Origin of the sequence: Actinotignum inguinis, assembly GCF_051265835.1 — a bacterium.
In the GTDB taxonomy this organism is placed as follows: Bacteria; Actinomycetota; Actinomycetes; order Actinomycetales; family Actinomycetaceae; genus Actinotignum; species Actinotignum timonense.
On record NZ_JBOZDP010000017.1, the window covers coordinates 1 to 22,496 of the forward strand.

Consider the following 22,496-nt stretch of genomic DNA (forward strand, 5'->3'; position numbering starts at 1 on the left):
CCCCCCGCAACCCGGCGGTGCGCCACCTCGACGGTGCGTGAGCACCGTACCAGGCGCGGGGCGCACGGTGCGGCGCACCGTGGGCGCGCCATGGGCGCCGCCCGGGCTACACGTCCTCGAGAAGAGTTCCCTTCGTCTCCGGCATCATAGTCCGCGACCAGATGACCGCGCCGAGCATGCACGCAGCGTAGAAGAGGAAGGTGAAGGTCATCGAGGCTTGGAACATCACCGGGAAGGTGCCGGAGATGATAGCGGCGGACACCCAGTGGGCGGCCGAACCGACGGCCTGGCCGTTGGCACGGTGGGCCGGCGGGAAGATCTCCGAGATGAAGACCCACAGCACCGAACCGATACCCACCGCGAGCGCCGCGATGAACACGATGATGAGAACCAGCACAATAATGCCGGTGGTGGTGGATAGCTCCGAGCCGTTGAAATAGAAGATTCCGGCGATGGCCAGCAGTGCCACCAGGTCGATGCCGGCGCCCAGGGTTACCAGCGGGCGGCGCCCCACCTTGTCCACGAGGGAGCGCCCCAGCAGGGTGAAGGCCAGGTTGGTCAGGCCTACCAGGATGGAGGAGGCGCAGGCGGCGTCGCCGGCGATGCCGGCGGACTGGAGCAGGGACGGTGCGTAGTAGAGCACCGCGTTGGTGCCCGCGAATTGGGAGAAGAAGGCGATGAGGATCGCCATGGTGATGGGGCGGGCGGTGCGCTTGGAGAAGAAGGGCTCCGTTGCCGCGGCGTGCGGGGCTGCGTTGTGCATATTTGCCATAACCTGCGCAGCTTCGTTCTTGCCCCACAGATCTTCCATGACGCGCAGCGATTCGCTATCGCGCCCGCGGGTGTAGAGCCAGCGCGGGCTTTCCGGAATGAAGTAGCACACCGCGAGGAAGATGAGGGAGGGCACCGCCTGGATGCCGAGCATCCAGCGCCAGCCCAGCTCCACCGGCATCATTTTGACGATGATGTAATTGGAGAAGTAGGACACCACAATGCCGATCACGATATTGAGCTGCACCGTGGCCACCAGTTTTCCGCGCCGTGCGGCAGGAGATATCTCCGCCGTATACAGCGGGGCGATCACCGAGGAGGCCCCCACCGCGATCCCGCCGAGCATGCGGAAGATGAGGAAGAAGACCCAGCTATTGGCTACCGCCACGCATACAGAGGTGATGAGGTAGAGGGCAGCCACGCCTTTGAGGACGGGGCGCCGGCCCCATTTATCGGCCGGGATGCCGCCGAAGAGCGCCCCGATAATGGTGCCGATGAGGGCGCAGGAGACCGTGAAGCCCAGCTGCCCGGCGCTCAGGTCCCATTTATCTTGGAGGGCTGCCGTGGTTCCGGAAATCACCGCGGTATCGAAACCGAAGAGGAAGCCACCGAGTGATGCGGCGGTGGCCGAAAATGGTACGAGGTGTTTTTTCATGTTCTCTCCTCACCGTTGAGAATGCTGTTCGTGGCTGGTGCTGCGAGAGCGGGAACGGTGCGCTTCCGTTGCGCCCCGTACTCCTTGCCCCGTGCCCCGTTTCCAGCTCAGGAAAGGGGCAGACCGGCCGGTGCATTCACTCTAAGAAGAAGTGCTGGCATGAGATAGGCCCGTCTCCTAAAATTTGCGCAAATTTTAGGAGACGGGCCTAGCTGCGTCGTCGTACCTTTAACGGCAGTCGCGAACCGCTACTGTGCCTGAGCTGCCTTAGCCGCGCGGGTGGCAGCGTTCGTATTCGGCCGTGTACGCGGCGATGAGGGAACGCAGCCGGGGGTGCTCGCCCAGATCCTCGGTGAGGACCACCTTTTCGGTGCCGTCGGCCAGCGGGATTTTCCAATTCGGGTATTCGGTATCGGTCCCGGGCTGGTTTTGGGTGCGCCGTTCGCCCACCGCGTCCACCAGGGCGATGGCCTGGAGCTGGGCGGGGGTGCGGGCAATATAGCAGTGCATCGCCTCGATGAGCTCGCGCTCCGTGGGATCGTGGCTCTCCAGCAGGCCGCAGCCGCACAGGGTGTCGATAAGCACGCTGCGCTCGCGGCGGGCTTCTTCGCGTACCTGCTCCACGGGCTCCACCAGGATATCCAGGGAGGCACGCAGGTCCACGTGTTCGCCGGCCAGGTAGCCGGCCAGCGGGGGTAGGTCGTGGGTGTCCACCGTGACCAGGGAGGCGCTGCGGTAGTGTTCGGGGGCGCGGAAGGCTTCCCCTTCCTTTTCGAAGAGCATAACGGAGGTGCCGAAAATGCCCCGTTCGGTCAGGAAGTCACGCACCCAGGGTTCCACGTTGCCCAGGTCTTCCCCGATGAGGAAGGTGCCTGAACGCGCCGCTTCCAGCATGAGCACGCCGATGAGGGCTTCGTGGTTGTAGTACACGTAGGTGCCGTCCACCGGCTTATTGCCTGCCGGGATCCACCACAGCCGGAAGAATCCCATCACGTGGTCGATGCGCAGCGCGCCGGCATGGCGCATGACGGTGCGGGCCATATCGCGCACCGGTGCGTAGTGCTGGCGGTCGAGCTCCACCGGGTTGAAGGGCGGCGGGGACCAGTCTTGGCCGAGCTGGTTGTACATATCGGGCGGGGAACCCACGCTCACGCCGCTGGCGAAGGCATCCGGGTTGGCCCAGGCGTCCGCGCCGCAGGCCTGCACCCCCACCGCGAGGTCGTGCACCACGCCGATACCCATGCCGGCATCGCGCGCCACCTTCTGGGCGGCTTCCAGCTGCTGATCCATAACCCACTGGCACCAGCAGTAGAAGTCGATGCGTTCGCTCAGCTCAGCGCGTTCACGGCGCGAGGCCAAGGTATCGGGGCGCTCGCATTCGACCGGGAAATGCTTGCCGTAGCGCTCATACATCGCGCACCAGAACGCGAAATCTTCCAGACCCTGACCTTCAGCGGCGCGGAACGCATCGAAATCGGCCTGACGGGCGTGGCTGCGAGGTTCACGGTAAATCACCTCGAGGGCGCTGCGTTTGGCTTCCCAGCAGGCACTGCGATCCAGCAGGGTATTGTGCAGCGAGGATTCCTTGGGGGCTTGCCCCGCCCACGTGACCATGGAGCGCTTGCCGGAGTCCATATAGGCCACTTCGCGGATGTCCTCCGGGCGGATGTAGAGGGGGTTGAAGAAGCGGCGCGACGTCGGCAAATACGGCGAGTTCGTGAGCTGCCCGCACGGTTCGGCGGCGTGCAGCGGGTTAATGAGCACGAATTGCGCCCCCAGCCCGCCGAAGAGCGAGCCGAGTTCCGCTAGGTCCGCGGTGTCCCCCGTCCCCCAGGAGTCGCGCGAGCGCACCGAGTAGAGCTGGCTCATCACGCCCCAACCGGCCACGCCTTTTTCTGCCGGGGCGGGTAGGCGCGCGGGCACCACGATGAGCGCGCCGCTATGCCAGGTGGCGGCTTCCTCCCCCGCGGCCGGCGGGGTGACCTTGGCGCGCACCGTGTGGTAGCCGAGCGGCAGATTGCCCGGGATGATGAAGGCGGCGCGGCCGATCATGGCGCCGTCGATGAGGCGCGGCAGTTCAAAATCTTCGGCCTGCACGGCGGGTAGTTCCGTGCCGTCTTCCAGTTCGTAGGTGAGGGCCACGGCGGCACCGTGGGGCACGTGCACGCGGATGATCTGCTCGTTTCCTTCGCGCACCACCGTGGTGGCGGGCAGCACGTGGCGCCATTCGCGGCTATCGACCGTGTCCAGCGCCGCCTGCGCCGCTTCCGGAGTGGAGGTGTCAATCCCCATGGCCGCGAGCACCGCGACGAGCGTATCGGCATCCACCGTCACGTATTCGCCCGCGAAACTCCAATAATGCGTTGCCACTCCGTATGCATCAGCGATGCGGTTGAGCATATCTTGCGGTGGTGAACCCGCCATGGTTCCCTCCTTGTGTCTCCCCGTGTGTCCCCGGTTGCTCGCCTCCGGTGGCGAGCCCGGTTACTAGAATATCTGCTCCGTTGCCTTTCCGTGGAATTCCGCGCCGTGGTGGGGATGGTGCGACGACGACGGCGCAGCTGGCGCGGGCACCCAGCCGCGCGCCGTTGGCCCCGGGCCGGGCACCGTTGGCACACCACAGCTGCGAAAATTCGCTCCGTGGTAGCTACGCCGTACGCGCAGGATAGGCGTGCCGAAGGTAGATAAAAGAAATAATCGTTGCACCCGCGATAAGCAGCCACGTTATCCCGTAGGGCAGCGCAGAAATGCCATCCGATACGAAGGCCAAGGCCACGATGGAGGTGGTGAGCGGAATGAACATTGTGGATGCCAGGGATTCCACGATTACCGCAGAGCTGGCCATCTCCTCGATGGTGATGCCGTCGGCTTCGTCCGGGTCGTCGAAGAAAATATTGAGGGTGTCCAGGTAGGCGATGCCTATGCCGATCCCGGCAAGGGTCCACGCGATGCAGAACACAGGCGTAGCCGACGCGGGGCGCCACCCGGAGAAAATCCACGCCGCGAAGAAGATCGCCGCGAGCGCGATGAAACCGAGGCCAAAAATAACACGGAGCCGATATCCGCGCCGAGACGCGGCCGGCTTGATGCCGCAGACCACGCCCACAACGGCCCAGCCGAGCCCGCCGCCCATAATAATGATGCCCAGGGCATCCGGGCCGGCCTGATAGAGGTCGTGCGCGGTGAGGGAGACGAGTTCATTTCCCGCAAAATAGCCACCGGTTAGGAAGAGCATGCCGGCCAGGGCAGCGCGGCGGGGTGTTTTTTGAGTGAAGGTGCCCTGCGGCATGAGGAGCACGGCCACGCGGCCCAGCACCGCCACCCCGATGACCATGAGCACGATCTTGAGCGGGCCGGATGCCGGAATAATCGTTATTCCCACGCCCGCCACGATGAGGAGGAGCGCGGTATAGGAGAAGGGCGATTCTTTGCGTTCCCCTTCGGTTTGCAGATTGAGGGCGATAACGAAGCGGGCTACCAGAAGCAGCGGCAGGTAGAGGAGCATGGCCCAGCGCCAGGAGAGCAGGTGCGTTGCCCACGCTGCATATGCCGGGCCTACCACGGAGGACACCACCCAGCTGGCGGAGGAAAAAGCTAGGGTGAGGCGCCGGGCACGCCCGGAAAGACCCAGCGCTACCGCGCCGATGGAGGTCATGGCCAGGGTGGAACCGGCCAGCCCCCGGATCACCGCACCGAGAAGATATATCGAGATATGGGGCGCCGCGGCGCTGGTGCACGCACCCAGCACCAGGAACACGGTCGCACCCATGAGGAGGCGCGGCAAGCGCATCCGATTCATGAGCGCCGCACCGATAGGCAACCCCGCCATGGAAGCAATCGCGGATACACCCATAATCACGCCGTAGAGGTTTTGCGCGTGCAGGTCTTTGGCCAGGATCGGCAAAATCAGCTGGTTGAGGTAGGTCTGCATTCCCCCGATAAGTTCGAGGATAATGACGGCAATAGCGATCACCAGCCCGGCGCTTCGTTTTTTCATGGTCTAACTGTAGCCGGGCCGGAAGTCCTAAGAAATACCGAAGCCGCCCCGCAACATCACCCACGCCACCGTCTCAAAATATGGACACATATGCTATGGTGGCTTTGTTCGACCAAGCACGCATCTTGACGCCACCGCTACCCAACAGCGCTACCGGCTACGTAACAGCAACCCGCTGAAAAACGGCAATTTTCGCCACGGAATAGCATTATCCCCGGCAAAATAGCACGATTCGAGCGCCACACTCTCCACGTATGCGCGATATGGCCTGTTCAGATGCTGAGATTGTGAAAGGTTTCTGTGCCCGCTTTTATCACGCATCTGCGTTCACTACTGCCCTGCACCGATGACCTACGCGCCACCAAAAAATATTGGCGCCAGGATATTGCCGCGGGCATCACGGTGGGAATCGTAGCGCTCCCCCTCGCCCTAGCTTTCGCTATTTCCAGCGGCCTGAGCGCGGAGGCCGGCCTCATTACCGCCATCGTTGCGGGAATTATCGCTGCAATCTTTGGCGGCTCAAATTACCAGATCTCCGGGCCCACCGGCGCCATGGCGGTCATCTTGGCACCCATCGTCGCCGCGCACGGTGCGCGAGTGGTGCCGCTCCTGTGCCTCATGGCGGGGCTCATGATTCTGCTGGCCGGGGTGCTGGGCCTGGGGCGCGCCGTCTCCCTCATCCCCTGGCCGGTTATCGAAGGATTCACGGTGGGCATCGCCGCCATTCTTTTCTTCCAGCAGGTCCCCAATATTATCGGCGTGGAGGCCCGCGCCGGCCTGAGCACCCTCCCGGCAGCATTCGACGCCCTCACCCGCATAACTCCCGCAACGGCGCTCACCACGGGACTGCTCTGCCTGGCCGCCATCATCATTATCGCGGCGTGCACGAAAATCTCGAAGAAGCTCCCCGGGTCCCTCATCGCGGTACTGGTGGTGAGCATCATCGCCTGGGCCGCCGGCCTCACGGTGCCCACCATCGGCACCATCCCCTCCACTCTCCCCGCACCGGTCGTCCCCGAAATCTCCATAAGCCTCCTCAGCGCCCTGGCGCCGGGCGCGCTCGCGGTGGCGGCCCTGGCGGGTATCGAGTCGCTCATCTCCGCGCGAATCGCGGCGGGGATGGTGCGCGGCGGTAGCTATTCTCCGGATCGGGAGCTGGTGGGCCAGGGCCTGGCATCGGTGGGATGCGGGCTTTTCGGCGGCATGCCCGCCACCGGCGCCATCGTCCGCACCGCCGTGAATGTGCGTTCGGGTGGGCGTTCGCGCCTGGCCGCCCTCATCCATTCCCTGGTGCTCATCGCGGTGGTGTATCTGGCCTCCGCCGCGGTCTCGGCTATCCCGCTGTCAGTTCTTGCCGGCGTGCTGGTGGTGACCTGCTACCGCATGATTAATCCGGATACGGTGCGCCAGGTGATGCGCTCCAACCGCTCGGACGCTTCCGTTTTCGTGATCACGGCGATTATCACGGTGGGTCTGGATATTATTTGGGCGATCACCGTGGGAATTATTATTTCCGGGATTCTGGTGTTGCGGCGCATGGCGAACCGTTCAGGTATTTTCCGCGAAGATCTCCCCTCGGATCCGAAAATTGCTATTTTGCGGGTGGACGGCACCATGTTCTTCGGCGTGGGCGACCGCATCGAGCGTGAAATCCCGCGCCTGGCGGGCGTGGACGTGGTAATTTTGCGCCTCTCCCGCGTCGGAATCGTGGATGCCACCGGGGTGCGAGCCCTGGCGCAGGTAGTCGACCGCCTGGTCGATGCCGGCAATACCGTGTTGGTCAAGGGTCTCCCCAAGCAGGTGCAGGAGATGGCCCAGCGCATGGAACTGGGCCAACTCAGCATCGGCGATTATCTTTTCGCGGATATGGACAGCGCGATGGCGCAGGCCCGTCGCATCGTGGCCGCGAATGGCAGCTCCACCGCCACCGGCCGTTTCCGCGCGGTCGAAGAAACGTAAGTCCCCATCACCTACCGGTCACGCCCAATTTCTGGTACCGTTTCCGGTGACAGGACTCCCCGCACCTCTCGTAGAAGTGTCCCAGGGGAGACGTTTTTTCTCACCACCCCGCGAACCATACCTTGTCGCCTTTCCGCGTGCGTGCGAAATAGGTACGACGCCGCCTCCCCCACTACCGCCTAAATGAGGGATGCACTGCACTCATGAGAATGCCCAATGCCAGCAGTACCACGCAGACCGCAATAGGTAGCCACGGCGCAATCCCATAGAGCGCCGTGGACGCAACGGGGGCCAGCACATAGGCCATGCCGTTATTGGCATTGATGAGCCCGGCCATGCCACCCTGTTCGTGCGGCTCCATCTTCAGGGTGGGCGCGGTGTTATATCCCGGCATCGCTAAGCCGGAGCCGAGCCCCGCCAAAACGCAGGCCAGCACGAAAATCCACAGGTGGCTCGGGTAGAGCAGCAGGGCCACCGCCACGAAGAAAATCACCAACCCGCGGCGGAAGAGCTGCACCGCATTCCAGCCGAGCCGCGGTGCCAGCGCGGCCTGGGCGATAATCATGACCACTCCCATAATGGACATGCACAAGGCCGTAAATCCGGCGGTGGCCGCCGCTTCCAGCCCCAATGCGTCTTGGAGCAGGAAGCCGAACACGGTGGTCAGGGTGGAAAATACGGTGAACATGAGGAAGCCGCAGGCCAGGAAGGCGAATGCTCGCGGGTCGAAGTAAATGACTTTGGCGGGCTTCTCCACGCGCTTTTCACCCCGGGTGGGTTTGAAGGTCACCAGCAGCACTACAACCCCGGCCAGGATCATGAGCGGCATGACCACTAGCGGCAGCATAAATCCGCCGAGGGCCGCCAGGCTCCCACCCACCAGCGCGCCGAGGATGGTGGCGAATCCTTGCGCGGCGCCCAGCATGCCCACGCCTTTGACTCGCTGCGCTTCGCTGTAGGTGTGGGTGATGATGTAGGTCTGGGCGGCGGGCGTGATGGCGGCAATGGATCCGCCGTACAGCAGGCCCCGGGTGAACACCACTCCGATCACCAGGGCGCTTCCCACCAGCGCGCCTTGCAAGCCGAACCAGGCCACTACCGCGAAGGCCGCGAGCGCGGTGGCCGCGCCGAGCATGCCGGTCACCAGGATGGGGCGGGTTCCCCGCCGCAAGGAGACTCTCCCCCACGTGGTTGAACTGAGCGAGAGCACGATGGCTGCCAGGGAGATCGTCGCCCCGATATGCCATTCTTGCAGGCCAATTTCGCGCGAGAGCGGGGCAATAATCGGATTGAGAATCATCTGGCCCATATAGGCCAGCAGTACCGTGAGAAATAGCGGGAACAGGCCCGGTATCTTGCCCTTCTTCGAGCAGGGTTCAGATGCGGCTTCCGTTCCGAGTTGCAATGCGGCTCCCGTTTCGAGTTTCGATGCGGATTCCGATCCGCGTTCTGATACCGGATCCAATTCCGGTTCCGCTGCCGGTTGCTGGTGAGTATTCGCGTCGGTCATAGCGCTTCCTTTTCAGAAGTAATGGGTGAACGGCACACACACTAGAACACTGTTCTAGTAATGTCAATGCGGGGTGGCGATATGCTGGGCATATGCACGCTAAATCCGTGAACACCGGCCGGCGCGTCGGTCTGACCCAGGATAAAATTCGCCAGGCCGCCCAGGGCCTCTCCCGTGACCGCGGTATCGAAAACTGGTCGATTCGCGATTTAGCGCTTGAACTCAAGGTCTCCCCTTCGGTGATTTACCACTATTTCGCCAACCGGGACGCCATCGTCGATGCCGTGATCGCGCATCTCATCGGCTCCATCGCCCTGCCCGAAACAAGCTTGGAGTGGAAGGAGTGGTTCATGGCGCTGGCGCAGAACGCCCGCCCGGTTCTGCTTGAGCATCCGGGGGTGACGGAGCGGATGATGCACGGCAATTTCAGTGCCGAGATGCTCCCCCTCCTCGAAGCATCCTTCGAAAAACTGCACGAGGCCGGTTTCCGCCACCACGCCCCGCAGGCTTACACCATGATTATCAATACAATTCTGTGGGCGATCACGGCACGCAATTTGCGCAGCCCCACCCGCCGCGAGCAGCGCCACGATCTAGGCCGCATGGTGGCCGAGGCTCAGCCCCTGGCTGCCACCTCCACCGCGCTCACCGATATGCTCACCAACTACCTGCTGCCCCTCACGGATCCGCAGAACGAAAACCAGATGAGCCAGGAATACTTCACCATCATGGTGCAAGCCCTCCTGGTGGGCCTGGAACAAACACTCCTCCCCCGCGAAACCACTAACTAACGCAGCGACTAACGCGCACCGATGAGCGCACACCTACAGCAGCACCCGCAGCAGCCCCTCCCACCGAGGCACCGCCTAAGATAGTCCCATACCACCCCGGCCGCACCCGCGCGCCCGGGCCCGCCGTGAAAGGAGCCGCGCGTGGCACTGACCCTATCCACCATCGAGGAAAGCGTGCGCGCGCTGGCCGGCCAACCCAGCTACACCCGCGATTTCTTCTTTGACCTGCTGCGCGCGTACGGCATCTCAAAATCTTCCATCGCCCGCCTGCGTTCCACCACCGCCAGCTCGATCAACGTCGCGGCCGACCGCGAACACGATATCGCGTGGAAAAACAAGCTGTACATCCGCAAAACCTCCGGCGACCTCGTGGCCGCGGCCCTCGATCTCAAAACCAGCGACACCGCGATCCGCTACAACACCCGTTTCGTCATCGCCACCGATTACATCAGCCTCGCCGCTTTCGATACGAAAACGGGCGATTCCCTCATCACCCCGCTCGCGCAGATCGACAAAAACATCACATTCTTCCTGCCGTGGGCGAATATGGAGCGCCGCGATTTCGCCTCGGATACCAAAGCGGACCGCCGCGCCGCCGAACACATGAGCAAGCTCTACGACGACCTCCTCGAAGCCAGCCCGGATATGCTCACCGACGCCGCCTCCCGCCACGGCCTCAATATTTTCTTCACCCGCCTCCTTTTCTGTTTCTTCGCGGAGGACACCGGCATTTTCGCGCGCGGCCAGTTCACCAGCGCCATCGGCTCTTTCACCGCCCGCGACGGCTCCGACACCGCGGAATTCCTACGCACCCTCTTCCGCGCCCTCGACACCCCGAACGCCGCGGACAAACCCGTCTACCTGCAAGACTTCCCGTACGTCAACGGTCGCCTTTTCCGTATTAATAACGACGACGACGCCTCTTTGGCGGTCCCCCACTTCACCATGGCGGCCCGGGACTCCCTCTTGCGGCTCGGCACCCTGGATTGGTCAGAAATCAACCCGGATATTTTCGGTTCCATGTTCCAGGGCGTGGTCGATAAGCAGCAGCGCGCCAACCTGGGCCAGCACTACACCTCGGTTCCCAATATCTTCAAAACCATCCGCCCGCTCTTCCTCGACGAGCTGGAACAGCAATACGATGCCGCCGCCAACTCGGTAAAGAAACTGCGGGATTTGCTGGCTCGTATCCAAAGCATTAAGGTATTCGATCCCGGGTGCGGCAGCGGCAATTTCCTCGTTATTGCTTATAAAGCGCTGCGCCACTTGGAGCATAGAATCCTGGAGCGTATTGATAGCCTCTCAACCTCGGGCTCCTGGTCTTTGCTGGGGATGGGTGAAGAAGAAAAGCTGGGCGCGGCTACCCTGGGCCTGGCTTCTTCGGTCATCAATATTGAGAACTTCTACGGCATCGAAATCGATGACGTCTCGGTCGAAATGGCGATCCTCTCGCTCTGGATCGCCAAGCACCAGATGAATGAGGAATTCGCGGAGAAATTCGGCGTAGATATTCCCCTCATCCCGCTCAAGGAAACCGGGCATATTGTGCACGGGAATGCCACCCGCCTCGACTGGAATGAGGTCTGCCCCAATAACGGAACAGATGAAATTTACGTTATCGGGAATCCACCGTATGTGGGAAGTACGTACCAGACCAAGGATCAGAAGGAGGACTTCGCCTATGTTTTCGATAGCGCGAAGTATCCGAAGAAGCTCGATTACGTTGCTCTGTGGTTCATTAAGGGCGCCAATTACATTCGCGGCACCCGGGCCAAGCTCGCTTTTGTGACCACGAATTCTATTACCCAGGGTGAGCAGGTCGCCCTCCTCCACCCGCATGTATTCACGGGCGGTATCGAGATCGGCTACGCCTACACCTCGTTCAAGTGGAGTAATAACGCCTCCCATAATGCCGGAGTCACCGTCGCGGTGATCTCGCTGCGTAATGAGAGTTCTGATCCCAAATACCTCTTCACCGGACTCGTCCAAACGCCCGTCGAGAATATTAACGCCTACCTCATTGCAGGCAGCGATACCTACGTGACCGCCCGCACCAAGGCACTCTCTCGTGAACTACCAAAGATGAGCTACGGTTCTAAGCCCACCGACGGCGGTAACCTTATTCTTTCGGATCAGGAAGCAGAAGATCTCCTCACCGGCCATCCCGAGCTTTCCGATATCATCAAGCAGTTCGTGGGAGCTGACGACTACATCAACGGGAAAGATCGCTACTGCCTGTGGCTCACGGAGGAAAACCGGAACGGAGCAGCCGAGATTCCGGAGGTGAAGCGACGCCTCGACCGGGTTGTCCAGATGCGTACCGCAAGCACCGACAAATCCACCAATAGCTACGCGGCTCAACCTTGGCGATTCCAAGCAATTCGCTATAAACCCACGGATTCCATTATCGTGCCGATCCATACGTCTGATCAGAGAGACTACGTTCCCATCGGATATCTGGGTCCCGATACCGTCATTTCTAATGCATCCTTTGCCATCTACGATGCCGAACCGTGGTTATTTGCGTTGCTGACCTCGAAGATGCACATGGCTTGGCTGCGCGCAGTAGGTGGATACTTAGGAACATCGCTCCGGTACTCGAATACCTTGGTCTATAACACTTTCCCCGTGCCAGAGTTGTCGGCGTCGTCGAAAGAAGAACTTACGAAACGTGCGCTACGCGTACTCGATGTACGCGAATACCACTGCGAAAAAACCTTAGCCGAGCTCTACGACCCGGACCTTATGCCACGCAACCTCCGCGAAGCGCACGAAAAAATTGACGAGGCAGTCGATAGACTTTATCGCAACAAGCCCTTTACTTCTGATGAGGAGCGGCTGGCCGTACTGTTTGAGAAATATCAGCAGCTCGTTGCGGCGGAGGGGAAGTAGCGTGGCGCGCGTCGCCGGGAGTGAGGAAGATATGCACCACATCGATATACCGGAAACGCACACTGAGCCCTTGGCGTCGATTCTCAATAATTTGCGGCTGGAGCGCTGCGGTACGGGGCGGTACCGCGGCCAGAACCTGGTGCAGATCACCGGGAAAGTGTACGGCGGGCAGGTGCTCGGGCAGGCCACCATGGCGGCGGCTGATGATGTGCAGCGCTCGCTCGGCATCGGTGAGGATGAGCGGCTGGCGCATTCCATTACCGCGGCGTTCCAGCGGGCCGGGCACCTGGATGAGCCTATCGAGTTCCAGGTGGAGGAGATCAACGACCTGCGCTCCTTCTCTACCCGGAATGTGACCGCGTATCAGGGCGACCGTTTGATTTTCACGGCGCGGGTGTCGTTCCAGTTGCGCCAGCCCGGGCCTACCCTGGCTTCCTCCATGCCGGATGTTCCCGGGCCGGAGGGGCTGCCGTCTTCGGTGGATTTCTTCGGGGCACTCGATAATGTGTTCGCGAAGGTGATGTCGTCCACGAACGGGATTGATATGCGGCGGGTGGAAGGTGATATCTACCTGCGGCCGGATCCGGGGCGGTCCCCGCGCCAGCATCTGTGGCTGCGGGCGCGTTCGCCGATGCCGGAGGGAACCTCGCGTACTCTCCAGCGGGCGATGCTCGGGTATTCGGCGGATCAGTTCATGCTGGAGCCGGCCTTGCGGGCCCTCGGGCTGGCCTGGCTTTCCCGCGGGATTTCGGTGGCGACGCTTGATCACGCGATCTGGTGGCATCGCAATTTTGATATGTCGGAGTGGATTTTGGCGGAGATGGAATGCGTTTCTGCGCAGAATGGGCGCGCCCTGGTGAACGCGAAGTTCTTCCAGGACGGCCGCCATATTGCCTCCATGAGCCAAGAAGGGATGGTCCGGGTGCCAGAACGACACCCGGACCATCCCGAGCAGCATGTCGAGTAGCTGGGTGCAGCTACTCAGTGTGGGCGCTGCGCGCGTGGGCATAAGCGGTTGACTCGTGCCCGTACGCAGCTAGCGTGCCTGAACTTTTCGCACGCGCACTTAGCGCGGCGGCTCGCCTAGCGCGCCAGTTTGACTAGCGCGTTAGCTTGTTTAGCGCGTGAGCTTGCGGTGGGCGCCGGCACCCGGGTTGAGTGCGGCTTCACCCAGGCGTTCCACCTTGTTCTTCTCGTACCCTTCGAAGTTGCCTTCGAACCAGTACCACTTCGAGGGATCCTCATCGGTGCCTTCGTAGGCGAGGATGTGGGTGGCCACGCGGTCAAGGAACCAGCGGTCGTGGGTGATAACCACGGCGCAACCCGGGAACTGCAAAAGCGCATTTTCCAGGGAGGACAGAGTTTCCACGTCCAGATCGTTGGTCGGTTCGTCGAGGAGCAGCAGGTTGCCGCCCTGCTTGAGGGTGAGGGCGAGGTTGAGGCGGTTGCGTTCACCACCGGAAAGCACCCCGGCCTTCTTCTGCTGATCCGGGCCCTTGAAGCCGAATGCGGAAACGTAAGCACGCGAGGGCATTTCCACCTGGCCAACCTGGATGTAATCCAGCCCGTCAGAAACAACTTCCCACAGGCTCTTCTCCGGGTCGATACCGGCGCGGTTCTGATCCACGTAGGAGATCTTCACCGTTTCCCCGATCTTCAGCTCCCCGCCATCGAGGGGTTCGAGGCCGACGATGGTCTTGAAGAGGGTCGTTTTACCCACGCCGTTCGGGCCGATAATGCCCACGATGCCGTTACGCGGCAGCGAGAAGGACAGCCCATCGATGAGCACGCGGTCCCCGAAGCCCTTCTTGAGGTTCTTCGCTTCGATAACCACATTGCCCAGCCGCGGCCCCGGCGGAATCTGGATTTCTTCGAAGTCGAGCTTGCGGGTGCGTTCGGCTTCCGCTGCCATTTCTTCGTAGCGTTCCAGACGTGCCTTCGACTTGGCCTGACGGCCCTTCGCCGAGGAACGCACCCACTCAAGTTCATCCTTGAGGCGCTTGGCGAGCTTGGCATCCTTCTTGCCCTGGATTTCCAGACGATCCTTCTTGGTTTCCAGGTAGGTCGAGTAGTTGCCCTCATAGGGGTAGAGGCGGCCGCGGTCCACTTCCGCGATCCACTGCGCCATATTGTCCAGGAAGTAGCGGTCGTGGGTGATGGCGATAACCGCGCCCGCGTAGGACTTCAGGTGCTTTTCGAGCCACAGCACGGATTCGGCATCCAGGTGGTTCGTCGGTTCGTCAAGGAGAAGCAGGTCCGGGGCTTCCAGCAGCAGGCGGCACAGCGCCACACGGCGGCGTTCCCCACCGGAAAGCACGGACACCGGGGTATCCCCCGGAGGGCAGCGCAGCGCGGCCATGGCCTGCTCCAGCTGGGAGTCCAGATCCCAGGCGTTCGCGGCATCGATTTCCGTTTGCAGCTTGCCCATTTCTTCCATGAGAGCATCGAAGTCCGCATCCGGATTCGCCATTTCTTCACCGATGGCGTTGAAACGGGTGATCTTCTCCAGGATGTCCTTACGCCCCAGCTGCACGTTTTCCAGGACGGTCTTGTCCTCTTCGAGGGGAGGTTCCTGGAGGAGGATACCCACCGTGTAGCCCGGGGAAAGGCGCGCTTCCCCGTTGGAGGGCTCATCCAGCCCGGCCATGATCTTCAAGATTGTTGATTTACCGGCACCGTTCGGACCGACCATGCCGATCTTGGCTCCGGGGAAAAACGCCATGGTGACGTCGTCAAGGATGGTCTTATCCCCCACACGCTTGGAAGCGTGGATCATCTGGTAAATGTATTCAGCCACTTATCCCGTCCTGATTCGCGATTCAGTGCCGCGCATCGCGCTAGGTGTTGCGCGAGCGGCCCAGACCAGTGTACCGAGCCGCCCGCGAAAAGTCCCCCCGATGTGACTGGAACCGGGATGGAATGGGATTTTCTCAAGTAGATAAGCATGCCATCGCGGCACACTGCGGATATCTACGTGGTGGTAAAAGAATCGCTAACGAGTCTGGTAGATGTCTCTTCGGTATACGCCTTGCCTAGGAGCTGAAACTAATACTCCACCCCGAGGCGACGCACCACCTCATCAAAAGGCACGAGCCGCTCTTTGCCGGACTCAACATCCGCCCAGATCTTCTCCGCCTCAATGAGGTCGAGGGCATCTTCAATAGCCTCGTATGCCACTACTTCGGCTTTGTCACCCGCAAGCTCTTCAAGGCGGTCAAGCATTTCTTCACCAATATTGATACTCATCATTACATCCCTCCCCTCAATAACTAGGCGCGGAAATAGTGAAGGGTTCCGGGGTTTGTTCCGAGGAATGAAACCCGGACATGCTTGTAGTGTACCTATCAGAACAACGGGTGAGTAGAGGCATTTTCGGCATCACCATGCGCCACCTGACGGATCCGAGCGCAGGGCTTCATCCGCTGACATCGCGTCAGGAGACATTCCTCCAGGGGACATAGCATCGGGTGACATCCCCGGAGGCGGTACACCTATTCCCGCTGGCCCGAGCGGTTCGCCCGATGCTTCAGAAGAATCCGACTCCTCGGTGAGCCACCGGCTATCCCCCGGCGTGCTTTCCCCGGCCGCCGTATCCGCGGAACTCACCGTGCCAGCGGCTCCGCCATTTGTTTCCGCACTCGGATCGGGGCGCACTTTGACGAAGCTGGCCCGCCCGGTGGTGAGTTCCACTCCCACGGCATCGGCAAAGAGGGTGAGCCCACGCATCGTGGAACCGTCCTTACCGGTCCATTCGCGCATATCGAGCCGCCCGCGCACCAGCAGCGGAGTGCCGGTAGTCACCGATGTTTGGATATTACGGCCGAGGGTGCCGCGAGCCCGCACCGTGTACCAAATAGTATTGCCGTCCTCAAAGCGGTTAGTTTCCCGCGAGAAATAGCGCGGAGTCACTCCGAGATTGACCGTGGTGACATCCCCACTGGTGGCGTTCTCATAAACTTTCGGGTTGCCGCCGGCATATCCACGTACCGCGACGATGGTGTCATTAACCATGATGCTGTCCTTTCCCACCGCCACGGGCGGGCGGTGGACACCATCATGACCCGCTCACGCTCGCCCGGCTATCCGCATGATCCTACCTGTGGATAACCGCTACGTTTCGGCAAGCTGTGGATAGCGGAGCTCCTCGCCTTCCAAATTCAGCGAACGTACAACTTCATCGCTGGGGGCTGCGGTCAGCAAAGTGGGCGTAAGGAACCCGAAATCTTCCCAAAACGGTGCTCTCACTCCCACTTTGTTCGCGATGAAGGCTCGTCGCTGAGTCGGACGGGAAACATAGTGCAAATTCCGGATGGTCGAGGACGCGTAGTGCAAGCCCAGGACGGAAATCGGGCCAAAATAGTGCGTAGATTTGCATCCTGTTGCGAGGCCACTGTTGAACCCTCAGTGACAAGCCATCATTAGCCCCACTTTTTGGCTATTACCCTACGAATTCCCGCGATACTGACCCGTAGGCCGATATTGATATGAGAAGAGAGCCTAACGGCGCTTGCGTCCGCTAGACCCTCTCTGAGACATGATGGGAGACCTTGTTCCCACCTTCTGCGCCATCTATTTTGCCATAGTGCTCATATTAAAGACCCCGGCCCGCGCACCACCTGGCGCACGCGCGCGTACTGGTCGAGCACCTCTCGCGCCGGAGCAACGCAATGCTTCTCCACCACCGCGCCTAGCTCCTTATTCACCGCGCGCTGGTAGGCCCGCGCCCGGGCTGCTGCGCTGCGGCGTCGTGCCCACCATCCCAGGGCGAAACCGCACAGCAACGCGAGCACCGCGCCAAGAGCCGCCGCCCACCACGGCGCCACCGCCGCGATGCCGGCAGCAACGCACGCCGCGGCAAGCAGTACCCCGGCGAGCACGCCACCCAGCAGCGCCCCACGCCCGCCACTACGCACCGGAACGGCGCGCAAAGCACCACCAATGGCGCGGCGCAGGGATGCCGCGTCGCTCACTCGCTCGTCCACCCGGCGCGCCCACAAACGGGGCAGGCCACTCGTCGCGTGCGCGAGCCAGGCTTCGCGGTGCGCATCCACCACCGTGGCGGCGGGTTGCTCGGGCGGCGCCACGGCGCGGGCATGCCAGCCCACTCCTGCAATCGCCTCGGCCACCGCCGGCACCCCGGAGGCCACCGAGAGCCCGCGCGCGATCTCCTCCGCCTTCTCCGCTTCCAGAGCTACAGGCGCGGCCTCGAGGCCCTCGCCCAGGCGCGCCGCGATCTCGTCAAGATACGCGGCGGTGGTCTCCAGGGCGGCGTTCGTGAGTCCGGCTGCCTTCTCCAGGGCGTCACGCAGCGGCTCCAGCCCGCGCCGCCGCAGTGCCGAGACCGGGAAAATCGGGACGCTATCGGCAATGCCGTCCGCGCGTAGCAGCTTGCGGATATCGGCGGTGATGGCCTGCGTTCCGCCCTCCGGGAGGGTATCAATCTGGTTGAGGACCACGATCATGCGGTCGGCCCGTTCACGCATCGCCGCGATATAGGAATCGTGGATGAGGTGATCGGCGTATTTTTGCGGGTCGAGCACCCACACCAGCACATCCACGAGCGGCAAAATCCGATTGACGAGCGCCGAATTGCCCAGGCTCACCGAATCGTGATCGGGCAGATCCAGGAGCACCAGCGAATCAAGATCACGCTTGGAGGTATTGAGCAGCGAATTATGGGAAATGGTGCGCTCCGTTTTCACGCCGAGGGCCTCGAGCACGGGGCGAGCCGCCGGGGACCACACGCAGGCCGTAATATCCATGGTGGTGGGCCGCACGTCTCCCGCGTCGGCAAAATTGAGCTCGGTGAGCGCATTGAACAGCGTGGACTTCCCCGAACCGGTGCCGCCCGCGAGCGCCGCCACCGTCAGGCCGAGCCCCGCCTCCAGGCGCCCGGAAATCTCCTCCAGTTCCCTTTCGGCCCGCTGCAGCACATACGGATCGAATAGATCTTTTCCTTGAGCGACGACGCCGCGCAGCTGCTCCAAGCGCGCGGTCACGGTGGCTGTGTCCATGAGCTTCTTCCCTTCCTCCACTAGAACCTGTCTTTGAATTCGACGGCGCGCAGCCGGAGCGTGCGCCCCGAGCCGAGCTCCACATCGCCGAGCTGGCTGAGGAATACCTCCGTGACTTCGGTGAGCGCACCGTCGAGGAGCCGGGCGAGTTCTTCGCGGGCCTCGCGCACCGCCCCGCCCCGGTAGAGTCCTTCGGCCAGCGGGCGCGCCCCGTTCACTCCCCCCGCTGCGGCCCCGAGCACCGCGGCCATCCCTGCGGTTCCAAACCAGCGGTTGGGCGGGGCGGCGGTGGCGGCGCCCTTGAGGTAGCTCATCCAGGCGGAGAAGGCGCGGAAACGGATGGCGTCCAAGTCGAGTGCGGCGGTGGCGTTCGCTGCGAGTTCGCGGGTGTCAATGACCCCGCCGGCCCAGGCGGTGAGAATCGCCTCGCTCACTTCGCTGAGCTGCTGAGTGAGGGTGACATCCGCGGCGGTGCGGACCGCTTCGAATACGGTGGTCATGGCGGCATCGCGGGCCCCGCTGCGCCCGCGCGCGCCCAGGCCGGGGGCGGCGGCCGGGTTGATGCCGGCCAGCGGCCCGCCGCTGGAGGCGGCGGAGAGCCAGGCGGTGGTGGGAGCCCCGGCTCCGAAGCGGCCGCTGAGGGCGGCCTTGCGCAGGGCCTCGCGCGGGGCGGTGGCGGATTGCTCCACCACGGAGCGCAGGTGCTCCACGGCTTCCGCCTGCATTTCCACCGCGGCGGCGATATGTTCCAGGCGTTCGCCCATATGCGGGAACATGGCGGCATCCGCGCGGGTGATGAGCGCCTGGCCGAAGCCGGTTTCAGACATGGATTCGAGCCACTGGCGCAGCTCGGCCACGCTGGCGGGGGGAAGGAGCCCGGCGGTGGGGCCGTTATCGGCCACGATGAGAAGCGGGGAGTCCCCCAGCCCGGAGCTTTCCATACGGCGCGCCAGGTCCGCGCGCACCGTAGGCGTGGCGCTGGCCGGGACCCGGTTGAGTACCACCGCGGTGGTCACCCCGCGCCCGTGCGCATCGGTGAGCACCGACCAGGCGGTGGCATCCCCGTAGCGGGACGCGGTGGTCACAAAAATCCACAGGTCGGCGCTATTGAGAAGGGTGCGAGCCAGGGCGCGGTTATCGGCATCCACGGAATCAAGATCGGGGGCGTCTACCAGCACCAAGCCGGGGATTGCCCCGGCGCTTTCGCGGACCTCGGCCAGGGTGGTGAGCACGTGGCCTTCCAGGAGCGGGGCGTCATCCGGGTGCACGGCGATCACCGGGGTGCGGGTGGTGGGGCGCAGCACCGAGGCGGCGGAGAGTTCTTCGCCGAAAAGCGAATTGAAGAGGGTGGATTTCCCGGCCCCCGAGGAGCCGCCGAGCACCACCACCGCCGGGGTGGCTTCCCGTTCCATCCGCGGGAGCACCCGGTTTTTTAGCTGGGTGATGAGCTGGGTGCGCTCGGCTTCGATATCGCGCGAGCCGGGTAGGGCGAGGGGAAAGCGCGCTTTATCGAGCGCGTCGATAGTGCGAGCGATGAGACGAGGAACATCACGATATTGAGCCACCCCTCTATTGTTCACTATTTTGACGCGGGCGCGTAGTTTTAACCGCGCCGCCGATTCGGGTACATTAAGAGCGCCGCTTCTGCGCAAGGTGTTAGTTCTTTCCGCATCGTGATAGTTCATTGCGTATTGTGAAAGTTCGTTACATATTGTGCCGGGCGCGCGCTAGGCCCCCGTAGCTCAGTGGATAGAGCACCGGACTTCTAATCCGTTGGTCGAAGGTTCGAATCCTTTCGGGGGCGCTCGTGGATTGAGCCGTTCTGTAGCGGAGTTACGGCCTGCCAGCTGGCGGCGTCGTCGTACTATCCCTTCCCCACGCGGACCGCACGCGCCCGCCCGCGCGCGTGTGCTTAGAATGGAGGGGTGAGTTACCACGATCTAAACGATCCGATTGTCTGGATCGATTGCGAAATGACAGGCTTGGATCCGCGTGTTGATGAGCTGGTGGAGATTTCCGTTGTTGTGACGGACGGTGACCTCCAGCCGGTGGACGCGGGCATCGATATTATTATTAAGCCCTCCGATGCGGCGGTCGCGCAGATGAATGATTTTGTGCGCGATATGCATACCTCGTCCGGTCTCATTAATGAATGGGAGACCGGGGTGAGCGTGGCCGAGGCGCAGCGCCAGGTGCTTGCTTATCTCAAGGAGCGGGTGCCGGAAGGTAAGGCGCCGCTGGGCGGTAATTCGGTGGGTACCGATAAGACGTTCCTCATCGAATACATGCCTGAGCTGGTCGATTACCTCCACTATCGCATTATTGACGTCTCCTCCATTAAGGAGCTGACGAAGCGCTGGTACCCGAAGGCGTATTTTGTGTCGCCGGAGAAGTTCGGGCACCACCGGGCGCTCGGTGACATTTACGATTCCATCGACGAGCTGCGCTATTACCGCGCGGTGCTCTTCCCGGAAAGCGTGGAGACCGAGGCCGCCCAGCAGGCTGCCCGCAGCGTGGAAGGCGAAACGAAGCGGTTGGCTTCAAGCGGTGCGGGCGATGCCGGCGAAACCGGCACCACACCAGCCGAAACCGCGGCCGGCGAAACTGCCAGCACCGCCGAAGCCACCGAATAATTACGCGTCCACGCCTTCCCCGATGAAGCCGCCAATGGCGCGCAGCTCGGGCAGGTGCGGATTCCGGCACGAATGCGCCGGGCACAGATCGAACCACGGGCCCATCTCAGTGAGGTGGGCCCGCTGCGCGCGCGGACGCCCCTCCAGGCGCTCCTCCACCAGGTCAGCCAGCCCGGCCACGAAAGCCGGATGCTCTTCCGGGGTAGACACCCGCGCGAACGCCAGACCGCATTGCTGCGCCGTGGCCCGCGCCTCATTATCGAGGTCCCACAGCACTTCCATATGGTCGGAAACAAACCCAATAGGAACGACGACGACGGCCCGCCGCCCCCGCCCCGGCAGCGTTTCGATAACATCATTAATATCCGGTTCCAGCCACGGAATATGCGGCGGGCCGGAACGCGACTGGAAGACCATCTGCCAGCTCAGGTGCGCCCCCACCTGCTCCTCCACCGCGCTGCGGATAGCATCGCGCACCGCTTCGTGCTGGCGCAGGTAGAGACCGCCGCCCAGCTCGGGCGGGCCGGAGAGCTCATTGGCGCGGTTGGGAATGGAATGCGTGGTGAAGAGGACTTCGATCTCCTCAGCGGCGAAACCGCGTTCCCGCATCTGGGTGTAGGCAGCCGCGAGGCCCTCAATAAAGGGCACCACAAAACCGGGATGATCGAAGAATTCCCGCAGTTTATCCACCCGCATATCCTCGGGGATCTGCGCGTATTCGAGCGCGTCCGCGAAATCCTCCCGGTATTGGCGGCAGGAGGAATATCCCGAATACGCCGAGGTCGGCACCGCCAACAGGGTGCGGTGGCCATCCTCGTATGCTTCGCGCACCACTTCCCAAATATAGGGTTCCCAATTTCGGTTGCCCCAGTAGACGGGAATATTGTGGCCGCGCCGGGCGAGCTCACTTTCCAGGCGGGCACGCAGCGCCGCGTTTTGCCCGTTGATCGGCGAGCTGCCCCCGTTGAGGCGGTAGTGCACCGCCACTTCTTCGAGGCGGTCATCGGGGATGCCGCGCCCGGCCGTAACGTTGCGCAGGAAAGGTAGCACGTCCTCCTGGCCGTTGGGCCCGCCGAAAGAGGCGAGCACGATGGCATCGTAGGCGGTCGGTTCGCTCACCCAGTGCTCCCCGCGCGCGGCAGCGTGCTGCACCGCGGGGCTTCCCGCAAGAATATGCTCGCCCGGGGCGCGGGTGATGCGCGTGGCACGCGGAGCTTTCCGTTCGGCCACCAGGGCGGCGCTGGTCTGTTGGCTTTGGTAGTCCATGAATCTCC

Annotated in this window: 15 protein-coding genes and 1 tRNA gene; 6 read left to right on the plus strand and 10 right to left on the minus strand. The window is 62.6% G+C overall.

Annotated elements, in window-relative coordinates:
• Positions 1–106: 106 nt before the first annotated feature.
• The 3 genes from ACRQFC_RS07685 to ACRQFC_RS07695 form a co-directional block, all read right to left on the minus strand.
• Positions 107–1,426 (minus strand): sugar porter family MFS transporter, encoded by a 1,320-nt coding sequence (locus ACRQFC_RS07685; protein WP_435734661.1) that lies wholly within the window; start codon positions 1,424–1,426, stop codon positions 107–109.
• Positions 1,427–1,693: 267 nt separating this feature from the next.
• The gene (malQ, locus tag ACRQFC_RS07690) at positions 1,694–3,850 is read right to left on the minus strand and encodes a 4-alpha-glucanotransferase (RefSeq protein ID WP_284897044.1); all 2,157 of its coding nucleotides are present in this window, start codon (positions 3,848–3,850) and stop codon (positions 1,694–1,696) included.
• Between the two features lie 223 nt (positions 3,851–4,073).
• The gene (locus ACRQFC_RS07695) at positions 4,074–5,423 is read right to left on the minus strand and encodes an MFS transporter (RefSeq protein ID WP_284897047.1); all 1,350 of its coding nucleotides are present in this window, start codon (positions 5,421–5,423) and stop codon (positions 4,074–4,076) included.
• Between the two features lie 300 nt (positions 5,424–5,723).
• On the opposite strand from ACRQFC_RS07695, the gene ACRQFC_RS07700 reads away from it, so the two are divergent.
• Positions 5,724–7,382: a SulP family inorganic anion transporter gene (locus ACRQFC_RS07700; RefSeq protein WP_284897049.1), complete on the plus strand. Its 1,659-nt coding sequence runs from the start codon at positions 5,724–5,726 to the stop codon at positions 7,380–7,382.
• 172 nt (positions 7,383–7,554) lie between these two features.
• Here the strand turns inward: ACRQFC_RS07700 and ACRQFC_RS07705 are convergent, their stop codons facing one another.
• The gene (locus ACRQFC_RS07705; RefSeq protein ID WP_284897051.1) at positions 7,555–8,892 is read right to left on the minus strand and encodes an MFS transporter; all 1,338 of its coding nucleotides are present in this window, start codon (positions 8,890–8,892) and stop codon (positions 7,555–7,557) included.
• 92 nt (positions 8,893–8,984) lie between these two features.
• Between ACRQFC_RS07705 and ACRQFC_RS07710 the strand changes: the two genes are divergently transcribed.
• The 3 genes from ACRQFC_RS07710 to ACRQFC_RS07720 all read left to right on the plus strand — a co-directional run bounded on the left by ACRQFC_RS07710 (position 8,985) and on the right by ACRQFC_RS07720 (position 13,542).
• Positions 8,985–9,683: a TetR/AcrR family transcriptional regulator gene (locus ACRQFC_RS07710; protein WP_284897053.1), complete on the plus strand. Its 699-nt coding sequence runs from the start codon at positions 8,985–8,987 to the stop codon at positions 9,681–9,683.
• A gap of 141 nt (positions 9,684–9,824) precedes the next feature.
• On the plus strand, positions 9,825–12,575 hold the full coding sequence (locus ACRQFC_RS07715; RefSeq protein WP_284897055.1) for a DNA methyltransferase: 2,751 nt from the start codon (positions 9,825–9,827) through the stop codon (positions 12,573–12,575).
• A gap of 31 nt (positions 12,576–12,606) precedes the next feature.
• On the plus strand, positions 12,607–13,542 hold the full coding sequence (locus ACRQFC_RS07720; protein WP_284897056.1) for an acyl-CoA thioesterase: 936 nt from the start codon (positions 12,607–12,609) through the stop codon (positions 13,540–13,542).
• A 150-nt stretch (positions 13,543–13,692) separates the two neighbouring features.
• Here the strand turns inward: ACRQFC_RS07720 and ettA are convergent, their stop codons facing one another.
• The 5 genes from ettA to ACRQFC_RS07745 all read right to left on the minus strand — a co-directional run bounded on the left by ettA (position 13,693) and on the right by ACRQFC_RS07745 (position 20,154).
• The gene (ettA, locus tag ACRQFC_RS07725; protein ID WP_016442389.1) at positions 13,693–15,372 is read right to left on the minus strand and encodes an energy-dependent translational throttle protein EttA; all 1,680 of its coding nucleotides are present in this window, start codon (positions 15,370–15,372) and stop codon (positions 13,693–13,695) included.
• A 248-nt stretch (positions 15,373–15,620) separates the two neighbouring features.
• A complete protein-coding gene (locus ACRQFC_RS07730; RefSeq protein WP_284897060.1) occupies positions 15,621–15,824 on the minus strand; it encodes a hypothetical protein in 204 nt (67 codons plus the stop codon).
• Positions 15,825–15,953: 129 nt separating this feature from the next.
• The gene (locus tag ACRQFC_RS07735) at positions 15,954–16,586 is read right to left on the minus strand and encodes a single-stranded DNA-binding protein (protein ID WP_284897062.1); all 633 of its coding nucleotides are present in this window, start codon (positions 16,584–16,586) and stop codon (positions 15,954–15,956) included.
• A gap of 575 nt (positions 16,587–17,161) precedes the next feature.
• Positions 17,162–18,589, minus strand: coding sequence for a GTP-binding protein (locus ACRQFC_RS07740; RefSeq protein ID WP_435730480.1), 1,428 nt, complete (start codon positions 18,587–18,589; stop codon positions 17,162–17,164).
• A gap of 20 nt (positions 18,590–18,609) precedes the next feature.
• Entirely contained in the window at positions 18,610–20,154 is a 1,545-nt protein-coding gene (locus ACRQFC_RS07745) for a GTPase domain-containing protein (RefSeq protein WP_284897066.1), read from the minus strand.
• Between the two features lie 166 nt (positions 20,155–20,320).
• On the opposite strand from ACRQFC_RS07745, the gene ACRQFC_RS07750 reads away from it, so the two are divergent.
• Together ACRQFC_RS07750 and orn are read left to right on the plus strand one after the other, a co-directional pair.
• Positions 20,321–20,393, plus strand: a tRNA-Arg gene (locus ACRQFC_RS07750).
• A 121-nt stretch (positions 20,394–20,514) separates the two neighbouring features.
• Positions 20,515–21,222: an oligoribonuclease gene (gene orn, locus ACRQFC_RS07755; RefSeq protein WP_284897067.1), complete on the plus strand. Its 708-nt coding sequence runs from the start codon at positions 20,515–20,517 to the stop codon at positions 21,220–21,222.
• Here orn and ACRQFC_RS07760 read toward each other — a convergent pair whose 3' ends face one another.
• Positions 21,223–22,488: a ferrochelatase gene (locus ACRQFC_RS07760; RefSeq protein ID WP_284897069.1), complete on the minus strand. Its 1,266-nt coding sequence runs from the start codon at positions 22,486–22,488 to the stop codon at positions 21,223–21,225.
• Positions 22,489–22,496: the final 8 nt, after the last annotated feature.